The sequence below is a fragment of the Aquabacter cavernae genome (assembly GCF_003993795.1).
Classification (GTDB): Bacteria; Pseudomonadota; Alphaproteobacteria; order Rhizobiales; family Xanthobacteraceae; genus Aquabacter; species Aquabacter cavernae.
Genome location: NZ_RWKV01000003.1, coordinates 210,484 through 231,665, shown reverse-complemented (window position 1 = coordinate 231,665; position 21,182 = coordinate 210,484). Strand labels below are relative to the sequence as shown.

Sequence of the window (21,182 nt, the reverse complement as noted above, 5' to 3'; positions counted from 1 at the left end):
TCGCTCCGGCGCTTTCGTGCGCGCCAGAGGCGATCCGGATCCGTGCGGTCGGGGCGGATCAGTAGCCGACGGTGAACCGTGCCCGCCGATGCTTCGGGGTCTCGATTTCGTCGGCCAGCGCCACCGCGAAATCCTCGAAGCTGATGAAGCTGCGCCCGCTGTCGGAGACGAGCAGCCCGTCCTGTCCGAGGCGGAAGCGGCCCGTGCGCTCGCCCGGCACGAATTCGGCTGAGGGAGACAGGAAGGTCCAGTCCAGTGCCGGCTCGGCCTTCAGGCGCTTGAGGAAGGCGCCGCCCGCCTTGGCTTCGTTCAGATAGATCGCGGGAAAGTCCGGCGCATCATAGAGCGCGCCACCCGGCGCCACCTCCAGGCTGCCCGCGCCGCCCACCACCAGATAGCGCGCCACGCCCGCCGTCTTCACAGCGGAAATCAGCGCCTCGGCATCGCTGGCGAGGAAATGGATGGAGCTGATGACCGCGTCATGCCCCGCCAGGAGCGGCGCCAGCGTGTCCGGCTTCAGGGCATCGCCTGCCACGGGCGTAACGCCCGGCAGGACCGCGATGCGCTGGGGATCGCGGGCAATGGCCGTGACCGAGTGGCCGCGATCGGACAGTTCTTTCAGGATGCGCGAGCCGGCCGCGCCGGAGGCGCCGATGAGGGCGATTTTCATGAGATGTCTCCTGACAGGTTTCTGATGGAAACCAGATAGCCATTCTGATAGCTACACGTAAGAAGGCACCTTCACCTCATCTGGTTTCGCGCAGGAAACCGGCTCAGTAAACCGGCTCCGGCCGCCCGCGCGGGAGAGACCCATGAACCTTGTCATCGCCCCTGCCGACCTCACCCCGGACCCGTTCAACCCCCGCTGCCCCACCCGCCTGCTGCTGGACCGCATCGCGGACAAATGGACCGTGCTGCTGCTCACCGTCATCGCGCGCGAGCCGGTGCGCTTCAACGCGCTGCGGCGGGAGGTGGGCGGCATCTCCCAGAAGGTGCTGTCCCAGACCCTGAAAAGCCTGGAGCGGGATGGGCTCGTGACGCGCACCGCCTATCCCACCGTGCCCGTGACGGTGGAATATGCGCTCACGCCGCTCGGCATCTCCCTGGCCGCCACCCTCGCTCCGCTGGCGCTCTGGGCGGCGACGCATATGGGGGAGATCGGGGCCGCGCAGGACCATTTCGACAGCCGCGCCGGGGCTCACTGACGCGGACGCAGGCCGACGAACCCCTCCTGCGCGTCATAGAGATAGTCGAAGGCGTTCAGGAGCCGGACGCTGGTGTTCACGAACACCCGGTTCGTCCGATTGACGAGGGTGACCCCTTCCGGCGCCGCAGGATTCGTCTTGTCGCCCACCTGGAAGCCATAGCCCAGGGGCGTGCCGGGCGCTCCGAAGCTCATCTTCAGCTCCGCGCCCGGCACCAGCGTCTGGCCCTTGGCCGCCTTTTGCGTGCGGTCCGCCAACTGAGCGGGCGGCAGGGTGAGATACATGACGGTCACACCGGTATCGATGAGGGCGGTGCCACAGGCCGGGGGCGTGCGCCCGTCCAGGCTCATGCAGACGGGCAGCGCACTCCAGTCACCCGTGGCGGCATTCTTCTCCAACTTCACGAAGCGGAAGCCGTCCAGCAGATCCGGCGTGAGGCCCAGCCACACGCCGCGCCGCGTGACCAGATAGGCCGGGCGCACGGTGCCGGTCGTGCCGGGCTGGCCCGTGCTCGCGATATTGAGGAAGGGATTGCGCGCCCGCGCACCCTTCTGCAGCGCCGGATCCCCCGCCTGGGGGATCTCCGCCCCCGCGCCCGATCCCTGGCGGGCGAAGCCCACGCCGATCATGGCGATGTTGGTGGGCGCGATCACCGGCTTGCAGCGGCGCGCGGCAGGCGTGCAGTCCACCCGCTCCACGGCGAGGACCGGCATGGGCTGGGTGGTCACCTCGCCGCCATTGGTGCCGCCGATGGTCACCGGCACGCGCACCCATTTGCCGCGCATGATGCGGCCGGACGAGGAATAGGTCTGCTCCCCTTTCCCGATCACGGGGAGCTTGTCCATATCGGGAATGAGGCGCGCCGCCACCACGATGCCGGTGGAGCCGGTATCCATCACCGCCCGCACGGTGCGCCCGCCATTGATGGTGAGGCCGAGGCGGGGCGAATGGCGAATGGGATCGCCCTTCAGAGGGGCGTTGAGGAAGGTGAGGAACACCGCAGCCCCACCCGCCTTCACATCGGGAGCGGCAGCGGCAGGCGCCGCAGACGGAGTGGCGGCAGGTGTTTCGGCAGCGGCCGGGGCAATCGTAAGAGCCGCCATCAGCAGCGCGGCGGTCAGTCTGGTGGGGAACAGCATCGTCAGGTCTCGCAATCCGGCCCGCATGGGGGATTGCTCCCGAAGCATGTTCCCCCCAAGCTCGCTTTCCTTGCTCCTACATCATGGCGATCATGCGTACCGAAATCACTGGCTCCACGCTCCCCGTCCTCCAGGTCACGCTCGCCGCCGGCGAGACCATGATCGCGGAACCGGACCGCCTGTCCTGGATGACCTCCAACGTCGCGCTGAACACCACCATGGCCACCGCGGGCGCCGGCGGTTTCTTCGGCGCCATCGGCCGCGCGGTGTCCGGCGGCGGACTGTTCTTGACCGAATTCACCGCCGAGGGTGGGGAAGCCCTGGTGGCGTTCGCGGCCACGGTGCCGGGCAATATCGTGGAGGTGCATGTGACGCCGGGGCGCGGCTACATGGTCCAGCGCAGCGGCTTCCTGGCGGGCGCCCACGGCATCGAATTGTCCATCGGCTTCCAGCAAAGGCTCGGCGCGGGGGTGTTCGGCGGCGAGGGCTTCGTGCTCCAGCGCCTCGCCGGGCAGGGCGCGGCTTTCGTGGAACTGGGCGGGGAGATCGTCTCCTACACGCTCGCGCCGGGCCAGACGCTGCTGGTCAATCCCGGCCATGTGGGCATGTTCGAGGAAAGCGTTTCCTTCGACATCACCATGATGCGCGGCATCAAGAACATCCTGTTCGGCGGTGACGGGCTGTTTCTCGCCCAGCTCACCGGACCGGGCAAAGTGTGGCTCCAGTCGCTCACCCCCGCCAAGCTCGCCCACGCTCTGGCGCCCTACCTGCCCTCCGGCGAGCGGCGCTGAACGCCGCATACGCCGGATTGCAAGGCCCGCGGCTTCACCCCGCGGGCCGTCGCGTCAGGCCGCGCAGGAGAGGAAGCCCTCTTCCAGCGCCTTCACGTCCAGATGGCGGCCGATGAAGACGATGCGGCTCTGCCGCTTCTCGTCGTCCCGCCAGGGGCGCTGGTGGTCGCCGTCCAGGATCATGTGCACGCCCTGGAAGACGAAGCGGTCCGGATCGTCCTTGAAGGCGAGGATGCCCTTGGAGCGCAGGATGTTGGGGCCTTCCACGGCCACCAGATTCTGCACCCAGGGGAAGAACTTGTCGGGGTCCACCGGCGTGTCGGTGGCGAACGAGACCGACTGCATTTCCTCGTCGTGATAATGCTTCAGCCCGCCATGGTCGTGGTGGCCGTGGTCATGGTCGCAGCCGCAATCGGGGCCGTGATCATGGTCGTGGTGATGATGGTGATGGCCCTCGTCTTCCAGGAAGGCGGGCTCGATGGCCAGGATGCGGTCGAGGTCGAACGCGCCCTGGTTCAGCACCTTGTCGATCTCGATCTGCGACTTCTGCGTCCGGTAGAGCTTGGCATAGGGGTTGATGGCGCGGATGCGGCCCTCCACCTCGGCCAGTTCCTCCGGGCTCACCAGATCCAGCTTGTTGAGCAGGATCACGTCCGCGAAGGCGATCTGGTTCTTGGCCTCGGGCGCATCCTTCAGGCGGTCGCTCAGCCATTTGGCATCGGCCACCGTCACCACGGCGTCGAGCTTCGTGCGCGCGCCCATCTCCTCGTCCACGAAGAAGGTCTGCGCCACCGGCGCGGGGTCGGCGAGGCCCGTGGTCTCCACGATGATGCCGTCGAAGGCCCCCTTGCGACGCATCAGCCCGTCGATGATGCGGATGAGGTCGCCGCGCACCGTGCAGCACACGCAGCCATTGTTCATCTCGAACACTTCCTCGTCGGCGCCCACCACGAGGTCGTTGTCGATGCCGATCTCGCCGAACTCGTTGACGATGACGGCGTATTTCTTGCCGTGCGGCTCGGAGAGAATGCGGTTGAGCAGCGTGGTCTTGCCGGCGCCGAGATAGCCGGTCAGCACGGTGACGGGAATCTTCTGGGTCTCAGACATGGGGCACTCCAGGGACGGCCCGCGCGGGAGCCGTGAAGACAAATCTCGGGCAGATATCTCCCCGATCGGAGAGAACTCAGCTCGTGAGGGCGCTGGACAGCTCCCGCACATTGCTCTGCATCATGTCGATGTAGGTAGCCGCCGGGCCTTTGTCATCGGACAAGGCGTCGGAATAGAGCGTGCCGCCCACCTTGGCGCCGCTCTCCTTGGCGATGCGGTCCACCAGCTTGGGGTTGGTGACATTCTCCAGGAACACGGCGGGCACCTTCTGCGCCTTGATCTGGCGGATGATGCGCCCGACATCCTTCGCCGACGCCTCGGTCTCCGTGGAGACGCCTTCCGGCGCCAGCAGCTTCACGCCATAGGCATCGCCCAGATAGCCGAAGGCGTCATGCGAGGTGATGATGATGCGCCGGTCCGCCGGAATGCCGGCGATCTTCGCCTTCACGTCCGCTTCCAGCGCGTCCAGCTTGGAGAGATAGGCGGTCGCATTCGCCTCATAGTCCGCCTTGCCCGCGGGGTCGGCGGCGATCAGGGCATTGCGGATATTGGCCACATAGACCTTGGCATTGGCGATGGACTGCCAGGCATGGGGGTCGATGGGGCCGTGGTCGTGGGCATGGCCCTTGCCGCCCTTATGGCCGTGGTCGTCCTCTTCCTGGGGCTCGGAGGCCGTGCGCTCGCGCGGGGCGATGCCCTTGGTGGCCACGATCACCGTGGCCTTGGAGCCGGACGCCTTGATGAGGCGATCCATCCAGCCCTCGAAGCCGAGGCCGTTCACGAACACCAGCTTGGCCGCCGCGATCTTCTTCGCGTCCGCAGGGGTGGGCTGGTAGACGTGGCTGTCGCCGTTGGGGCCGACGATGGTGGTGAGCGCGATGCGGTCGCCGCCCACATTCTTCACGAAATCCCCGAGGATGGAGAAGCTCGCCACCACGGGCAGCTTCTCGGCGGGAGCGGCCGCGCCTTGGGCGAGGACCGGGGCGGCGGCCAGCGACAGGGTGGCGGCGAGGAACAGGCGGCGGGCGATCATGGACGCACCTCTTCTGTGTCAGGCTTCGAGATGACGGCGCGGCCAGCGGCGGGCGAGGATGCCCCCCGCCGGACCGAGAACCACGGAAAAGAGATAGGCGACGCCCGCCACCAGGATGATGGCCGGGCCGGACGGGGCGCCCAGATGGTAGGAGACCAGCAGCCCCACCACGCCGGAGACGAAGGCGATGGCCGTGGCGCACACCACCAGGGCCGTCAGGTCCCGCACCCAGAAGCGGGCGGTGGCGGCAGGCAGCATCATGAGGCCCACCGACAGCAAGGTGCCCAGCGCGTGGAAGCCGCCCACGAGGTTGAGCACCACCATGGCCAGGAAGGCGATGTGCGCCAGCGCACCCGCCCGGCTCACCGAGGAGAGGAAGGCGGGGTCCACGCATTCCAGCACCAGAGGCCGCCAGATCACCGCCAGGGTCACGAGCGTCAAGGTGGCGATGCCCGCCACCAGCAGCAGCGTGGGATCATCGAGGCCGAGCACGGTGCCGAACAGGACGTGGAGCAGGTCCACGTTCGACCCCTTGAGCGAGAGGATGAGCACGCCCAGCGCCAGGGAGATGAGATAGAAGGCCGCCAGCGAGGCGTCCTCCTTCAGTTCGGTCGCGCGTGCCACCACGCCCGCGCCCACCGCCACCAGCAGCCCGGCCGCGAGCCCGCCAATGGTCAGCGCGAACAGATCGAGGCCCGAAACCAGGAAGCCGATGGCCGCGCCGGGCAGGATGGCATGGGCCATGGCATCGCCCGTCAGGCTCATGCGGCGCAGCATGAGGAAGGCGCCCACCGGCCCCGCCCCCAAGGCAAGGGCAAACACGCCCACCAGCGCGCGCTGCATGAACTCGAACTCGACGAAGGGCGCGATGAAGATATCGGTGAACATGCGGCTTCCAGAAACTGCGGGCATCCCGCCTGAGCGGGATGGGGGCCTCAGGCGGCGCAGGCCGGCGCGTCGTCGTGCCAGGCTTCGCCCATGCGCCGGGCTTTGAGGAGATTGTCGGGCGCCAGCGTCTCGGCGGTCGCGCCCCAGGCGACGGGCGAGCGGGCGAGCAGCAGGGTCTGCGGGAAATGGGCGCGCACCAGATCGAAATCGTGCAGCACGGCCAGGATGGTGCGCCTCTCGCCATGCCAGCGGCGCACCAGGTCCAGCAGGTCCGCGATGGTCTTCGCGTCCAGCGCGTTGAAGGGTTCGTCCAGCAGGATCAGCCGGGCATCCTGCAGCAGAAGGCGCGCAAACAGCGTGCGCTGCATCTGCCCGCCCGACAGGGTGCCGATGGGACGGCACTCGAACCCCTCCAGGCCCACGGCGGCCAGCGCCGCACGCACCTTTTCCCGGTCCTTGCGGCCGATGCCGCCGAACAGGCCAGCGCTGCGCCACAGCCCCATGCAGACCATGTCATAGACGCTGATGGGGAAGGAGCGATCCACCTGCGCGCCCTGCGGCAGATAGGCAATGTCGCGCGGATCGACCCCGGCGCGCTCGATGGAGCCGCCCAGCGGGCGGAGCTGACCCATGATACCGCGCAGGAGCGTGGACTTGCCCGCGCCGTTGGGTCCGCAAATGGCCAGCAGCGCGCCCGTCTCCACCTCGCCGCTGAGATGGTGCACGGCCGGATGCCGCTCATAACCCAAGGTCAGGTTGCGGAAGCGCAGAGCCGGCGCATCACCGGGCGCGGCGCTCACGCGATCACCGCGAAGACAGCCGCCCAGAGGACGCCCGCACAAACGGCCACCACCAGAAGGCGGGAGGCGAGCGAACTGCGCAGAAAGGAAAAGCCCGGATCGAAATCGCCCCGCACGCGGTTCTTCCCCTGCGACGACCCGGCGGCCGGCGTGGAAGCAGGATGGGTGTGGGGCTTCGACATAGGATTATTGATATAGAGTATCAGTATGCCTGTCCAGACAGGAAACGACGCTCGCGGCGTGAATCCGCCCGCCGGGGGCTCGACACGCGCGGGTTGCTGCGCTTGAAAGATCCGTCCCAAAGAACAGTGCCGTGGAGACGCCCCATGAGCCTTCCCAGTCCCTTCCCGCTGCTCAAGCACGCACCCGTCATCCCCGTCGTCGTCATCGAGCGGCTGGAAGATGCGGTGCCGCTCGCCCGCGCATTGGTGGAGGGCGGGCTGCCGCTCATCGAGGTCACGCTGCGCACGCCCGTGGCGCTGGAAGCCATCCGCGCCATCGCGTCAGAGGTGGAAGGCGCCATCCTGGGCGCGGGCACGGTCACCGAGAGCGCCCATGTGGAAGCCTCCCTTGAGGCCGGCGCCGCCTATCTGGTGAGCCCGGGCACCACCCCCGCCTTCGCGCAGGCCCTGGCAAAGGCCCCGGTGCCGGTCCTGCCCGGCTGCGCCACGGTGAGCGAAGCCATGGCGCTCATGGCGCTGGGTTTCGAGGTGTTGAAATTCTTCCCCGCCGAGGCGGCGGGCGGCGTGCCCTTCCTGAAATCCATCGCGGGCCCCCTGCCCCAGATCCGCTTCTGCCCCACGGGCGGCATCGGCCCGGCCAATGTGGAGAGCTATCTGGCGCTGCCCAATGTGGTGGCGGTGGGCGGCTCCTGGGTGGTGCCTGCGGATGCCATCCGGGCGGGGGATTTCGGCAAGGTCCGCGACCTCGCCAAGGCGGCGTCCACGCTGAAGCGGGCGGCCAAGCTCGGGTGAGAGGAAAAGACAGTCGGAGTGCCGTCGATCTGCGCTCCGACCTGTTCACTCCGGTCAAATTTACTTCAGCAAAGCATCCTGAAGCGTGAGCGCCTGAGTGCGTAGGTCCACCGCCTTTTCGGCGAGCATTGGATATTTGGACACGATCCGCCTGGAGACTTCGGCGGCACCCACTGCAACGTCGATGAAGAGCTGTCGAAGATCAGCCTCGCACATTTTCCTGAGCGGGAATCCCTGAGCGGGCAACCACTCCCTCCACACGGATAGACCGCCTGCGTTCAACCACACAAATTGATCGCCAGGACGCGCAATACCTGGCTCCTGGAAAAAATAAAGACTTGGTCTCTTGGGATCATCATAGAGAAGTCGAATTTGTCCCGACTGACCACCGTCCTTAAATCGCGCGCATATTGCCTTCACATACGGCAGGGCTTGCCACACATCCGCAGCCATCGATGCGGCTATGTGAAATGGAACCTTGTGATCTGTGGCGATCAACTGGCCGTTCTCATAAATCGTCAGTGGCGCGAAAGGAATCAACAGATCAATATCCGCCGGCAGACGCAGGGCACCCATGACGTATCGCGGCTTCCATGTCGCAACTTTTAATTGCGATAAGTTCCCCACTGCAGGATCGAGGCTTGCCTCCTCCGACGCGGCCGAAAACACCACTTGAAGCTGCGCCAAAATCTGCACAGCGGGAAGATGCGTGGCGGCGTTCAGTTCAGTCGTTTTGTCCAGCGAGTTACGGCGCTGAACTTCGGACTGAAGCTGCCATCCCACGATGCCGAGGGTGATGACACCAAGGGCAGAAAGCCCTTTGATCGACAGATCGAGGACGGCATACCAAAGGCTTTTGGTTGCCTCGGGTTTCTCGTCCGACATGCCAATCTCGCCGCCATAGTCTAAATTTGAACACAACTATAGCGCGCGCCACTTCGGATGCAATCGACGTCGCCCTCAGTGCGCCCACACGCCCTCATGGGCTGCGCGGGGAATGAGCGCGCCGCGATGCATGATGACGGCCCCCGCGAGGCGGTGGCCTTCCAGCGCCGCCTCCGCCGGGCTGGCGCCCTTCAGGCGGGCGGCGAGATAGCCCGCATTGAAGCTGTCGCCCGCCCCCGTCGTGTCCACGGGCAGCACTTCGCGCTCCACCGGCACCTCGATCACCTGCCCGTCCGCATAGATGAGCGCGCCCGCCGGGCCGTTCTTCACCACCACTTCGCGCACACCATAGGTGGTGATGCGCTCGATGGTGGCCATGGGCGAGGCATCGCCCCAGAGCGCCACCTCATCCTCGAAGGTGGGCAGGGCGATGCTGGCGCGCTTCATGGCCTCCGCGAACACGGTGCGGGCCCGGGCGAGATCGCCGCCCCAGCCGCGCGGACGGAAATTGCCGTCGAACACACGCTGCGCGCCCTTGGTGCCCGCCAGTTCCAGCGCCGCGAGGAAGCGACCGAGGCCCGTATTGGTATAGAGCGAGAGGGTGATGCCGGAGAAATAGACCGCGCGCGCCGTCACCATGCGCTCGGCCACCTCCTGCCAGCCTTCCAGCTCGAACAAAGCGCGGGCGGGCGAGGTGTCGCGCCAATAATGGAAGGTGCGCTCGCCCTTGTCGTCGGTGGTGATGAGATAGAGGCCGGGCATGCGGCCCTTCACCTGGAGCATGGTGTCTCGCCCCACCCCTTCCAGGGCGGCGAGCGCCATGAGCTGGCCGGAGAACAGGTCGTCCCCCAGCGCGGTGGCATAGGCCGTCTCGATCCCGGCGCGGGAGAGATAGACCGCGGTGTTGAAGGTGTCGCCGCCGAAGCCGAGGCCGAAGCGCCCGTCAGCGCCCCGCGCCAGCTCAACCATGACCTCGCCCACGCAGACTACGCTCGTCATGTCCTACCCATCCTGTCCATCCCGGATGCGCGCCCACGGCACGCCGTTCTTCATTGGCGCGCACCATCCGACAGGGCGACCCCACGCGCAAGGCGCGGCCTGCCTTCGGAGCCCTTATGGAACGTGAACGGAACCAGGGGCGTTGTTACACGCAAAGATCGAAAGGTCACCCACTTGGACAACCGTACGCAGACAATGCGGCGGCGGGCCTGGGATGACGGGCTTCACCGCATTCGCCATCACACGCGCCCCTGCCCCCACCGGAAACAGGCGCGCCCTCTCTTCCTGGGACACCTGACTGAACCGGAGCACCTCGAAGTGCGCCAGGATCCGTTCCTGCGCCCGCCACGCCACACGGCGTGAGGGCCGGGATCAGGCCGCCGCGCGCCGCTCCAGAAACGCGCCCATCCGCTCCAGCGCCCTGCGGATATTCTCCGCCGAATTGGCATAAGAGAGCCGCAGATAACCCTCGCCGTGAACGCCGAAATCCGGCCCGCCAATGACCGCGACCCCCGCCTCCTCCAGAAGCGCCGAGGCGAGCTTCTTGGCGGAACCCCAGCCCGTGCCCTGCACGTTCGGGAAGGCGTAGAAAGCCCCCCTGGGCGTCGCGCAGGAGACGCCCGGAAGCGCATTCAGCCCTTCCACCACCAGATGACGGCGACGGTCGAACTCCGCCACCATGGCCTCGACCGCATCGTGCGGGCCGTCCAGAGCGGCGATGCCGGCATATTGGGTGGCGGCGTTCACGCAGCTCCAGGCATTCACGGAGAGCTTGCGGACGGATTCGTAAAGACGCTTCGGCCAGATGGAATAGCCGAGCCGCCAGCCGGTCATGGCATAGGTCTTGGACCAGCCATTCAGAATGATCAGCCGGTCGCGGATCTCGGGATAGGCGAGGAGCGTCTGGTGCTTCTCTCCGTCGAAGACGAAATGGTCGTAGATCTCGTCCGACATCAGCGCGACATGGGGATAGGCGGCAAGGCCCTTCACCAGCTTGTCGATCTCCGCCTTCGGCGTGACGCCGCCCGTGGGATTGGCCGGGGAATTGATGATGAGCAGGCGCGTGCTGGGGGTGATGAGCCCCAGCGTCTCCTCGGCGGAGAAGGCGAAGCCGTTCTCCTCGCGGATCGGAACGGGCACGGGCGTTGCGCCGGTATGCTCGATCATGGAGCGGTAGATGGGGAAGCCGGGATCGGGATAGAGGATTTCCGCCCCCGGTTCGCCGAACAGGCGGATGGCGGCATACATGGTCACCTTGCCGCCGGGCACGATCATGACGAGGCCGGGATCCACCTCCACGCCGTAGCGCCGGTTGAGATCATGCGCCACCGCCTCGCGCAGCGGCAAGATGCCCACCGAGGGGGTATAGCCGTGATGCCCGTCCTGCAGCGCCTTTATGGCCGCTTCGACGATATGCTCGGGCGTGCGGAAGTCCGGCTGGCCGATGCCCAGATTGATGATGTCCCGCCCCTCGGCCACGAGCGCAGTGGCACGGGCGAGCACCGCGAAGGCATTCTCCTCGCCGATCCGGTCGAAGGCATCCACTGTGGTGAGCATGGCGTTTCCCTCCGGACGGCCACGGCCGCCGCTTTGATCTTGCCTGACGTGTCACGGACATAGCACCGCACCGCCGGATCGAGAACCGGGCTAGGTTCTGCCTCTCAGTCCCGGAAATAATCCGGCCGTCCCTGGCGCATGCCGTCCGCCGAGGCGAGGGAGCGGAAGAGATGGTCGCGCACGGCGGCTTGGGCGAGAGCAGCATCCCCCGCCGCAATGCCCGCCACGATGGCCTCATGGTCGCGGATGATCTGGGGCGCCTTGCCCGCCAGGGGCAGGTTGAGGCGGCGCAGCCGGTCGATATGGCCCGAGGAGCGACGCACCATCGCCCAGACCTCGCCCGCCTCCACCAGATCGCAGAGCGTTCCGTGGAAGGCGCGATCCTCCGCGTCGAACGCCTCCAGGTCCCCCGCCGCCAGGAACGCGCCCTGGCGGGCGATCACCTGCTCCAGCACGGCCACGGCGGCGGCGCGATCCGCCTGGGCGCATAAGAGCCGCACCGCCTCCTGCTCGATGGCGCGGCGCAGGAACTGGGTGCGCCGGGCCTGTCCGAGATCGATGGGCGACACCAGCGTCGCGTGCTGGGGGAAGACTTCCACAAGCCCTTCCTCCTCCAGCCGCATGAGCGCGTCGCGTACGGGCGTGGAGGAGACGCCGAACAGGTCCTGCAGCGCGCTCCGCGGCAAGGTGGTGCCCGGCGGCAGTCGCAGCGTGACGATCTGCTCGCGCAGATAGTCCAGCACCTGGGGCGCGGCCTGCCGCGAACGGTCCCGCGCCGGGCGGGGGAGAAGCTGGGGGTTGAACACCTCGTTCATGGGGCAAACCCATAACACGAATAGAGGTTGACCGACTAATGCATTAGTGTTTTTGTTTTCACAGACCCGCCTCAGACGGGCAAATCGGCGTGCGGCAACCGACGCGCGACCGGAAAAGACAAAAGTCCTTGGGAGGACGTCCGATGTCGTTGAAATTTTTCGGCGCGGCCCTGTTGGGTGTCGCGCTCAGCACCACCGCATTCGCCGCCGGCTTTCCGGACCGGGCCGTCACCGTGGTGGTCCCCTTCCCCGCCGGCGGCGCGTCGGACAGCACGGCTCGCTTCCTGACCCCGAAAATGTCGGAGGTGCTGGGCCAGCCCGTGGTGGTGGACAACAAGCCCGGCGCCAATGGCGGCACGGGTGCGGCCCATGTGGCCAAGTCCCCGGCGGACGGCTACACGCTGCTGGTGGGGTCCATCGGCGTCTTCTCCATCAATCCCGCCCTGTATGACTCCTTGCCCTACGCACCCAAGGACATGGACCTCCTGACCCAGGCGGTACGCACCCCCAACGTGCTGGTGGCCTCTCCCAATTTCCCGGCCAATACGGTGCAGGAACTGGTGGAGTATCTGAAGAAGAACCCCAACAAGGTCACCTTCGCCTCGTCCGGCATCGGCTCCTCGGATCACCTCACCGCGGCCCTGTTCTGGCAGAAGACCGGAACCCAGGGCGTGCATGTGCCCTATAAGGGCGGCGGACCGGCCATCAACGACCTGATGGGCGGGCATGCGGATGTTTCGTTCCAAAATCTCGGCTCGGTGGCGAACCAGATCCGGGGCGGCAAGCTGAAGCTGCTGGCGGTGACCGCCGCCGACCGCACGCCGCTCTTCCCCGACGCCCCCACCATGGCCCAGGCGGGCGTGCCGCTGGAGGTCTATTCCTGGCAGGCGGCCGCCGCGCCCAAGGGCCTGCCGGCGGACGTGAAGGCCAAGATCGTGGCCGCGCTCCAGGCCGCCATGAAGGACCCCGATGTGAAGAAGAAGTTCAACGACATCGGCTTCGAGGTGGTCGCCTCCTCCCCCGCCGACTTCACCGCCTTCCAGGCCCAGGAAGAGGCCATGTGGAAGAAGGTCATCAAGGACGGCAATATCACCCCCGCCCAGTAAGCCTCGCCTCCCTCATGGGCGTCCCGGCCGCGCCGGGGCGCCCACCTCAAGTATCCTGAGCCGTGTGAGACGCGTTCCATGTCCGAGCCCCGCAAGATCACGCCCCGCGAGACCCCGCCCCGCAAAACCCCCGACACGCTGCGCTCCGCCCGCTGGTTCGCCCAGGACGATCTGCGGGGCTTCGGCCACCGCTCGCGCATCATGCAGATGGGTTATGCCCCCCAGGACTTCATCGGGCGGCCCGCCATCGCCATCATCAACACCTGGTCGGACATCAATCCCTGCCACGCCCATTTCAAGCAGCGTGTGGAGGATGTGAAGCGCGGGGTGCTCCAGGCGGGCGGATTCCCCATCGAGCTGCCGGCCATCTCGCTGGCCGAGAATTTCGTGAAGCCCACCACCATGCTCTACCGCAACCTCCTGGCCATGGAGGCGGAGGAGCTGATCCGCTCCCATCCGGTGGACGGCGTGGTGCTCATGGGCGGCTGCGACAAGACCACGCCCGCGCTCCTCATGGGCGCCACCAGCGCGGGCCTGCCCGCCATCTTCGTGCCCGCCGGCCCCATGCTGCGCGGCAACTGGAAGGGCAAGGTGCTGGGCTCGGGCTCGGACGCCTGGAAATACTGGGACGAGCGACGGGCCGGCAATATTTCCGACCAGGACTGGCTGGACATCGAGGGCGGCATCGCCCGCTCCTACGGTCATTGCATGACCATGGGCACGGCCTCCACCATGACCGCCATCGCGGAGGCGCTGGGCATGACGCTTCCGGGCGCCTCCTCCATTCCCGCCGCGGACGCCAACCACCTGCGCATGTGCGCCGCCGCCGGTCGCCGCATCGTGGACATGGTGTGGGAAGACCTCACGCCCGCCGCGATACTGAGCCGGGAAAGCTTCGAGAATGCCATCGCCGTGGCCATGGCCATGGGCTGCTCCACCAATGCCATCATCCATGTGCTCGCCCAATCCCGCCGCGCCGGGGCCACCGTGACGCTGGACGATTTCGAGGCGGCGAGCCGGAAGGTGCCCACCCTCGCCAATGTGCGCCCCACGGGCGATGCCTACCTCATGGAGGACTTCTTCTATGCGGGCGGCCTTCCGGCCCTCATGACCCGCATCACCGAGCACCTGCATCTGGATGCGCTGACCGTCTCGGGCCGGACCCTGGGCGAGAATATCGCCGGCGCCACCGTCTATAATGACGACGTGATCCGCACCGCGGACCGGCCGGCCACCCAGCAAAGCGCGCTCGCCGTGCTGAAGGGGAACCTCGCCCCGGAAGGCTGCGTCATCAAGCCCGGCTGCTGCGAGGAACACCTCCTCAAGCATACCGGCCCGGCCATCGTGTTCGACGATTACCCCTCCATGAAGGCGGTGATCGACCGGGACGATTTCGACGTGACGCCGGACCATGTGCTGGTGCTGCGCAATGCCGGTCCCCAGGGCGGGCCGGGCATGCCGGAATGGGGCATGCTGCCCTTGCCCAAGAAGCTGGTGCGCCAGGGCGTGCGCGACATGCTGCGCATTTCCGATGCGCGCATGAGCGGCACCTCCTACGGCGCCTGCGTGCTCCATGTGTCGCCGGAATCCTTCGTTGGCGGCCCCCTCGCTTTGGTGCGCACGGGCGACCTGATCAGCGTGGACGTGGAGGCGCGCACTCTCTCCCTCGATGTGAGCGAGGCGGAACTGGCGCGCCGCAAGGCGGAATGGACCCCGCCCGCGCCCCGCTTCGAGCGCGGCTATGGCTGGATGTTCTCCCGCCATATCGGCCAGGCGCATGAAGGCTGCGACTTCGATTTCCTGGAAACCCAGTTCGGCGCGCCCGTGGGCGAGCCGGCCATCTTCTGATCCGGAGCTGACCCTTGGACCTGCCCGTCAACACCTTCAAGCGCGCCATTTACGAGGGCCGCCAGCAGATCGGCCTCTGGTGCTCCGTGCCGAGCAACTTCACCGCCGAGATCGTGGCCGGATCCGGCTTCCACTGGCTGCTGCTGGACACCGAGCACGCGCCCAACGAGCTGCCCATCGTCTACAGCCAGCTCCAGGCCTGCATGGAATGCCCGCAGACGCACCCCATCGTGCGCATTCCCTGGAACGACCCGGTGACCATCAAGCGCTATCTGGATGCCGGGGTGCAGACCTTCCTCATCCCCATGGTCCAGAATGCCGATGAGGCCCGCGCGGCGGTGGAGGCCACGCGCTACCCACCCAAGGGCATCCGGGGCTTTGCCTCCGCCTCGCGCGCCTCGCGCTTCGGGCGCATCAAGGACTATTACGACCGCGCCGAGGAGGAGATCTGCGTCCTCGTGCAGGTGGAGACCCAGGAGGCGCTGGACAATATCGAGGCCATCAGCGCCGTGGAGGGCGTGGACGGGGTCTTCATCGGCCCCGGCGACCTCTCCTCCTCCATCGGCTATCTGGGACGGCAGGGCGAACCGGAAGTGGTCTCCCTGATCGAGGCCTCCATCCGCCGCATCGTCGCAGCGGGGAACCGCGCGGGCATCCTTACCCCCGACGAAGCCCTCGCGAAGCGCTACATGGCGGCGGGCACCGTCTTCACGGCGGTGGGCTCGGACACCGGCATCCTGGCGCGCGGCTCCGAAGCACTGTTCCGCCGGTTCGTGTGAGGCCGGAAACTCAGCCGCTCCGGCTGAGGGATCTGAGACCAAGCGGCATCGGTGCGAACCCGCCCGGTGCCGCTCAAAGATCGGGATCGCTATAGGAGGCCCTCCCGCCTTGCCTTCGGCTCAGTCCAGGGCGAGACGCGAGGCGCCGAGAATGGCGCCGGGCGCGGCGGGATTACCGGTCTGCACCATCACCACCACGCCGTCCTCATTCTCCATCCGCACCTTGTCCAGCGGCACCGAATAGGTGGCGGCCTGTCCGGTCCAGGGGCCGAGGCGGATCCAGCCGCGCACCACATTGGTATAGGTGACCGTCTTCCCCGCATTCTCGCCACGCCCGATGGAGACTTCGTGGCTACGAATGACCGGGCACACCCAGATATCGGCCGCCAGGCCCGCCGGCGCGTGCTTGGGCAGCGCGCCCACATCGATGACGATCTGGTCGTCCTTGCGCGAGAGGGTGACCGGCACGCTCAAGGAGAAATGTGGCTCCTTGGCCCGCGCCACCGCCCGCAGAACTGCCGACTTGTCGCTACCCTTAGCCGGCAACTGACCGTCGATGATCATCTGCGGCGTATAGATCATCCGGTCGCCGCGCTGCTCCGCATAGGCGCGCTGGCGCACGGAATGGCCGTGCTTGGCGAGGGTGTCCTTCCAGCCCACATAGTCCCAGTAATCCACCGCCAGGGTGATGGCGAGCACGTCCGGATCCTTCGCTAGCTCGCCCAGAAGGGCATCGGCCGGCGGGCAGGAGGCGCAGCCCTGGCTGGTGAAAAGCTCAATGATCGCTTTGGGATTCGTGGAGCCAGTCGCTGCCGTCGGGGCCTGCGTACCGCTCACCTGCTGCGCCCCGGCCGGGCCTGAAAGAAGCGCCAGGGCGAGAAGAGGGAGAAGGGCAAGGCGAACGCGCATCGGCACGAACAGTCCAAATAAAGGAGACGTTCCCACATAGGCGCCTGCCGCAGGGGAGGCCAGTCAATTCGCGGTGAGAGGAGCCAAACGCTCCCCGCGGGAAAGACCCGGCGCCGCGCCTGCGCCACCGGGTTTACCCAGCCGAAGCCGGGGGAGAAAACGGGCGCCCGAAGGCGCCCGGCAGGTCACGCCGCGAGCGAGCGCAGCACGTAAGGCAGGATGCCGCCGTTGCGGAAATAGTCCAGCTCATCCAGCGTATCGATGCGGCAGATGAGTTCGACATTCTTCACGGTGCCGTCGGCGAACCGGATCTCGGCGGTGAGCATCTGGCGCGGCTTCAGGTCGCCCTCGATGCCCTTGAGGGTGACGATCTCGTCGCCCTTCAGGCCCAGGCTCTGCCAGGACTCGCCTTCCTTGAACACCAGCGGGACGATGCCCATGCCCACCAGGTTCGAGCGATGGATGCGCTCGAAGGACTGGGCGACGACCGCGCGCACGCCGAGCAGCTTGGTGCCCTTCGCGGCCCAGTCACGGGAGGAGCCGGTGCCGTATTCCTTGCCGGCGAACACCACCAGCGGCACGCCCTCGGCCTTGTACTTCATGGCCGCGTCATAGATCGGCATCTGCTCGCCATCCGGATAATGGATGGTCACGCCGCCTTCCACGCCCGGCACCATCTGGTTCTTGATGCGGATGTTGGCGAAGGTGCCGCGCATCATGACTTCGTGGTTGCCGCGACGGGTGCCGTACTGGTTGAAGTCGATGGGGCGCACCTGATGCTCGATCAGATACTGGCCCGCCGGCGACGCCTGCTTGATGGAGCCGGCCGGAGAGATGTGGTCGGTGGTGATGGAATCGAGGAACAGCCCCATGACGCGGGCGTCGAGGATGTCCTTCACCGGAACCGGCTCCTTCGTCATGCCGACAAAGTAAGGCGGGTTCTGCACATAGGTGGACGCATCCTGCCACGCATAGGTCTGGCCGGCGGGCGCCTCGATCTTCTGCCAGTTCTCATCACCCTTGAAGACGTCGGAATACTTTTCCTTGAACATCTTCTTGGTGATGTTCTCGCGGATATAGGTGGCGATCTCCTTGTTGGAGGGCCAGATATCCTTGAGATAGACCGGGTTGCCGTCCTTGTCCTCGCCCAGCGGCTCGGTGGTGAGGTCCACCTGGAGCGTACCGGCGAGCGCATAGGCCACCACCAGCGGCGGGGAGGCGAGATAGTTCGCCTTCACGTCGGGGTTCACGCGGCCCTCGAAGTTGCGGTTGCCGGAAATCACGGCCGCGCCGATCAGGTCGTTCGTGTTGATGGCTTCGGAGATGGGTTCCGGCAGCGGGCCGGAATTGCCGATGCAGGTGGTGCAGCCGAAGCCCACCAGATTGAAGCCGAGATCGTCGAGATAGTCCTGCAGGCCCGAGGCGTTCAGATAGCCTTCCACCACCTGGGAGCCCGGCGCGAGCGAGGTCTTCACCCACGGCTTGGACTTCAGGCCCTTCTTCACCGCCGCCTTGGCCAGCAGGCCCGCCGCGATGAGCACCGAGGGGTTGGAGGTGTTGGTGCAGGAGGTGATGGCCGCGATGGTGACGTCGCCGTGGCCCAGCGTGAAATCCTCACCCGCCACCGGAACGCGCTTGGCGGCCTCGCCGGGCTTCTTGAACTCGCCTTCCAGGGCGGCCAGGAAGCCGGTCTTGGCGTCGGTGAGCAGCACGCGGTCCTGCGGGCGCTTGGGGCCGGCGATGGAGGGCAGCACGCTGTCCAGGTCCAGTTCCAGCGTGTCGGTGAAGATCGGGTCCGGCGTATCCTTCTTGCGCCACATGCCCTGGGCCTTGGAATAAGCCTCCACCAGTTCCACGCGGCTGCCCTTGCGGCCGGTCTCTTCCAGATAGTCGATGGTCTCGCGATCCACCGGGAAGAAGCCGCAGGTGGCGCCGTATTCCGGGGCCATGTTGCCGATGGTGGCGCGATCGGCGAGGGAGAGGTGCTCCAGGCCCGGGCCGAAGAATTCCACGAACTTGCCCACCACGCCCTTCTTGCGGAGCATCTGGGTGACGGTGAGCACGAGGTCGGTGGCGGTGATGCCCTCGTTCAGCTTGCCGAACAGCTTGAAGCCGATCACCTCGGGAATGAGCATGGAGATGGGCTGGCCGAGCATGGCGGCTTCCGCCTCGATGCCGCCCACGCCCCAGCCCAGCACGCCGAGGCCGTTCACCATGGTGGTGTGGCTGTCCGTGCCCACCAGCGTGTCGGGATAGGCCACCGTCACCTTCTTGCCGTCCAGCTCTTCCTTGCGGGTCCAGACGGTCTGGGCGAGGTATTCGAGGTTCACCTGATGGCAGATGCCAGTGCCGGGGGGCACCACGCGGAAATTGTCGAACGCGCTCTGGCCCCACTTCAGGAAGCGGTAACGCTCCTGGTTCTGCTTGTACTCTTCATCCACATTCTTCTTGAACGCGGTGGCATCGCCGAAAAAGTTGACGATGACCGAGTGGTCGATGACGAGGTCCACCGGAACCAGCGGGTTGATCTTTTCCGGGTCGCCACCGAGATGCACCATGGCGTCGCGCATGGCGGCCAGATCCACCACGGCGGGAACGCCGGTGAAGTCCTGCATGAGCACGCGGGCCGGGCGATAGGCGATCTCGCGCTCGGACTTGCCGCGCGAGGTGAGCCAATCGGCAATGGCGATGATGTCGTCCTTGGAGACCGAGCGACCGTCCTCGAAGCGCAGCAGGTTCTCCAGCAGCACCTTCATGGAGAAGGGCAGGCGCGCGATCCCCGAAAGGCCGTTCGCCTCCGCAGCCTCAAGGCTGTAGTAGACGTATTCCTTGTCATCCACGGACAGGGTGGTGCGGCATTTGAAGCTATCGAGCGAGGTCACGGCGCGTTCTCTCCGGTTCGATGTATCGACCGACGCCAGCCGTCCGGCGAATGTGGTGAGAAAGGCGTCATCCCACCTTGGACGGTGCGGTTCAGCCGCTTTATAGAGCGATTTTAAACGGCGGTCATGCGGTAAGACGAACGAATGTGCATTGCACCAAACGCAGGGCTCGATGATTCCTGGTCCGGGCTCGCTTTCGTTGGCGAAAGCCTCGCCTGCCGACGCGGCACGCGCCTTCTGTTCGAGAATCTGTCGTTTTCCGTGCGGTCCGGCGAGGCACTGGTGGTGACCGGCGCGAACGGCGTGGGCAAATCCTCCCTGCTGCGCCTCGCCGCCGGCCTGCTGACCGCAACATCCGGCCGCGCCCGGCTGGAGGGCGATGCCGCCGACACCCGCATGAGCGAGCGCACCCATTATCTCGGCCATGACGACGCCCTGAAGGCGTCGCTGACGGTTCGTGAAAATCTCGGCTTCTGGCGCGCGGTTCTGGGGTCACAGGGCCTGCCCGTGGAGGATGCGCTGGACGAGGTGGGGCTGGGCGGCCTGGGGCGGCTTCCCGCAATGGTTCTGTCCGCCGGGCAGAAGCGCCGCCTCGCCATCGCCCGCCTGCTGGTCTCCCGGCGCCCGCTCTGGGTGCTGGACGAGCCCACCACGGCGCTGGACGCCCAGGCCCAGGCCCGCTTCGCGGCGCTCGGCCGGACCCATCTCCAGGCCGGCGGCCTGATCCTCGCCGCCACCCATACGCCGCTGGATTTCGGCCCGGGCGCACGGGAATTGCGGCTGGGAGCCCCGCGATGACCGCCCCCTTCCTCGCTTTGGTCCATCGCGACTTTCTGCTGGCCATGCGGGCGGGCGGCGGGGCCGGGCTCGGCGTCGTGTTCTTCCTCAGCGTCGTCACGGTGGTGCCGTTCGCGGTGGGGCCGGACCTCGCGCTCCTTGCCCGCATCGCCCCGGCCATCTTGTGGATCGGCGCCATGCTGGCGAGCCTCATCGGCCTGGAGCGCCTGTTCGCGGCGGATGTGGAGGACGGCTCCATGGATGCGCTCGCAGGCGCCGTCCTGCCGCTGGAACTGGTGACCGCCGCCAAGGGCCTCGCCCACTGGCTGGCCACGGGGCTCCCCTTGGTGGTGGCGGCCCCCTTCCTCGCCCTCATGCTGAACCTGGACCTGCCCGGCATCGGCGCGCTCATGGCCACGCTGCTGGTGGGCACGCCCGCCGTCACCGCGCTCGGGTTGATCGGCGCGGCCTTCGCGGGCGCGTTCCGGCGGGGCGGGCTGCTCATCGCGGTTCTGGTGTTGCCGCTGGCCATCCCGGTGCTGATCTTCGCCGTATCAGCCACCAATGCCGCCATCACGGGGCCGGTCCCCTTCGGCACGCCATTCCAGGTGCTGGCGGGCCTGTCTTTGTTCGCCCTGGTGCTCGGCCCCGTTGCGGCTGCCGCTGCCCTGCGCGCGGCGCGGTAGCA

The 21,182-nt window shown here is 66.9% G+C and carries 21 protein-coding genes; 8 read left to right on the top strand and 13 right to left on the bottom strand.

Annotated features, from left to right (window positions below; genetic code table 11):
* Positions 1-58: 58 nt before the first annotated feature.
* Positions 59-670 (bottom strand): NAD(P)-dependent oxidoreductase, encoded by a 612-nt coding sequence (locus EJJ38_RS02865; RefSeq protein WP_127088603.1) that lies wholly within the window; start codon positions 668-670, stop codon positions 59-61.
* Between the two features lie 142 nt (positions 671-812).
* Between EJJ38_RS02865 and EJJ38_RS02860 the strand changes: the two genes are divergently transcribed.
* On the top strand, positions 813-1,205 hold the full coding sequence (locus EJJ38_RS02860) for a winged helix-turn-helix transcriptional regulator (RefSeq protein ID WP_127088602.1): 393 nt from the start codon (positions 813-815) through the stop codon (positions 1,203-1,205).
* On the opposite strand, the gene EJJ38_RS02855 is transcribed toward EJJ38_RS02860, so the two are convergent.
* A complete protein-coding gene (locus EJJ38_RS02855) occupies positions 1,199-2,344 on the bottom strand; it encodes a hypothetical protein (RefSeq protein ID WP_127088601.1) in 1,146 nt (381 codons plus the stop codon). The two genes, EJJ38_RS02860 and EJJ38_RS02855, sit on opposite strands and share 7 nt — an antisense overlap.
* 92 nt (positions 2,345-2,436) lie before the next feature.
* Here EJJ38_RS02855 and EJJ38_RS02850 point away from each other — a divergent pair, with 92 nt between their 5' ends.
* Positions 2,437-3,135 carry a TIGR00266 family protein gene (locus tag EJJ38_RS02850; RefSeq protein ID WP_127088600.1) on the top strand — a complete coding sequence of 233 codons (699 nt, stop codon included), beginning with the start codon at positions 2,437-2,439 and terminating at the stop codon, positions 3,133-3,135.
* A 54-nt stretch (positions 3,136-3,189) separates the two neighbouring features.
* Here EJJ38_RS02850 and EJJ38_RS02845 read toward each other — a convergent pair whose 3' ends face one another.
* From EJJ38_RS02845 to EJJ38_RS02825, 5 genes are all read right to left on the bottom strand, one after another.
* Positions 3,190-4,242, bottom strand: a complete 1,053-nt coding sequence (locus tag EJJ38_RS02845) for a CobW family GTP-binding protein (RefSeq protein ID WP_127088599.1) — start codon at positions 4,240-4,242, stop codon at positions 3,190-3,192.
* A 76-nt stretch (positions 4,243-4,318) separates the two neighbouring features.
* Entirely contained in the window at positions 4,319-5,275 is a 957-nt protein-coding gene (locus tag EJJ38_RS02840; protein ID WP_127088598.1) for a metal ABC transporter substrate-binding protein, read from the bottom strand.
* Positions 5,276-5,293: 18 nt separating this feature from the next.
* On the bottom strand, positions 5,294-6,163 hold the full coding sequence (locus EJJ38_RS02835) for a metal ABC transporter permease (RefSeq protein WP_127088597.1): 870 nt from the start codon (positions 6,161-6,163) through the stop codon (positions 5,294-5,296).
* A 47-nt stretch (positions 6,164-6,210) separates the two neighbouring features.
* On the bottom strand, positions 6,211-6,963 hold the full coding sequence (locus EJJ38_RS02830; protein WP_127088596.1) for a metal ABC transporter ATP-binding protein: 753 nt from the start codon (positions 6,961-6,963) through the stop codon (positions 6,211-6,213).
* Complete coding sequence (locus tag EJJ38_RS02825) at positions 6,960-7,145, bottom strand: hypothetical protein (RefSeq protein WP_127088595.1); 186 nt, start codon at positions 7,143-7,145, stop codon at positions 6,960-6,962. The genes EJJ38_RS02830 and EJJ38_RS02825 overlap by 4 nt, the downstream gene beginning before the upstream one ends.
* A 144-nt stretch (positions 7,146-7,289) precedes the next feature.
* On the opposite strand from EJJ38_RS02825, the gene EJJ38_RS02820 reads away from it, so the two are divergent.
* Positions 7,290-7,937, top strand: coding sequence for a bifunctional 4-hydroxy-2-oxoglutarate aldolase/2-dehydro-3-deoxy-phosphogluconate aldolase (locus EJJ38_RS02820; protein ID WP_127088594.1), 648 nt, complete (start codon positions 7,290-7,292; stop codon positions 7,935-7,937).
* Between the two features lie 60 nt (positions 7,938-7,997).
* Here EJJ38_RS02820 and EJJ38_RS02815 read toward each other — a convergent pair whose 3' ends face one another.
* From EJJ38_RS02815 to EJJ38_RS02800, 4 genes are all read right to left on the bottom strand, one after another.
* Positions 7,998-8,822 carry a hypothetical protein gene (locus EJJ38_RS02815; protein WP_127088593.1) on the bottom strand — a complete coding sequence of 275 codons (825 nt, stop codon included), beginning with the start codon at positions 8,820-8,822 and terminating at the stop codon, positions 7,998-8,000.
* 75 nt (positions 8,823-8,897) lie between these two features.
* Complete coding sequence (locus EJJ38_RS02810; protein ID WP_127088592.1) at positions 8,898-9,821, bottom strand: sugar kinase; 924 nt, start codon at positions 9,819-9,821, stop codon at positions 8,898-8,900.
* A 372-nt stretch (positions 9,822-10,193) separates the two neighbouring features.
* Entirely contained in the window at positions 10,194-11,378 is a 1,185-nt protein-coding gene (locus tag EJJ38_RS02805) for a pyridoxal phosphate-dependent aminotransferase (RefSeq protein ID WP_127088591.1), read from the bottom strand.
* Positions 11,379-11,482: 104 nt separating this feature from the next.
* Complete coding sequence (locus EJJ38_RS02800) at positions 11,483-12,193, bottom strand: GntR family transcriptional regulator (protein WP_127088590.1); 711 nt, start codon at positions 12,191-12,193, stop codon at positions 11,483-11,485.
* Between the two features lie 143 nt (positions 12,194-12,336).
* Here EJJ38_RS02800 and EJJ38_RS02795 point away from each other — a divergent pair, with 143 nt between their 5' ends.
* From EJJ38_RS02795 to EJJ38_RS02785, 3 genes are all read left to right on the top strand, one after another.
* Complete coding sequence (locus EJJ38_RS02795) at positions 12,337-13,299, top strand: Bug family tripartite tricarboxylate transporter substrate binding protein (protein WP_127088589.1); 963 nt, start codon at positions 12,337-12,339, stop codon at positions 13,297-13,299.
* Between the two features lie 78 nt (positions 13,300-13,377).
* Positions 13,378-15,147, top strand: a complete 1,770-nt coding sequence (gene araD, locus EJJ38_RS02790) for an L-arabinonate dehydratase (RefSeq protein WP_127088588.1) — start codon at positions 13,378-13,380, stop codon at positions 15,145-15,147.
* Positions 15,148-15,161: 14 nt separating this feature from the next.
* Positions 15,162-15,926 (top strand): aldolase/citrate lyase family protein, encoded by a 765-nt coding sequence (locus tag EJJ38_RS02785; RefSeq protein WP_127088587.1) that lies wholly within the window; start codon positions 15,162-15,164, stop codon positions 15,924-15,926.
* A gap of 120 nt (positions 15,927-16,046) precedes the next feature.
* On the opposite strand, the gene EJJ38_RS02780 is transcribed toward EJJ38_RS02785, so the two are convergent.
* Together EJJ38_RS02780 and acnA are read right to left on the bottom strand one after the other, a co-directional pair.
* Complete coding sequence (locus EJJ38_RS02780) at positions 16,047-16,835, bottom strand: DUF1223 domain-containing protein (RefSeq protein ID WP_127088679.1); 789 nt, start codon at positions 16,833-16,835, stop codon at positions 16,047-16,049.
* Positions 16,836-17,020: 185 nt separating this feature from the next.
* Positions 17,021-19,717 carry an aconitate hydratase AcnA gene (gene acnA, locus EJJ38_RS02775; RefSeq protein ID WP_127088586.1) on the bottom strand — a complete coding sequence of 899 codons (2,697 nt, stop codon included), beginning with the start codon at positions 19,715-19,717 and terminating at the stop codon, positions 17,021-17,023.
* A 144-nt stretch (positions 19,718-19,861) separates the two neighbouring features.
* Between acnA and ccmA the strand changes: the two genes are divergently transcribed.
* Together ccmA and ccmB are read left to right on the top strand one after the other, a co-directional pair.
* Complete coding sequence (ccmA, locus tag EJJ38_RS02770) at positions 19,862-20,515, top strand: heme ABC exporter ATP-binding protein CcmA (protein WP_127088585.1); 654 nt, start codon at positions 19,862-19,864, stop codon at positions 20,513-20,515.
* A complete protein-coding gene (gene ccmB, locus EJJ38_RS02765) occupies positions 20,512-21,180 on the top strand; it encodes a heme exporter protein CcmB (RefSeq protein ID WP_127088584.1) in 669 nt (222 codons plus the stop codon). The genes ccmA and ccmB overlap by 4 nt, the downstream gene beginning before the upstream one ends.
* The last annotated feature ends 2 nt before the right edge of the window (positions 21,181-21,182 follow it).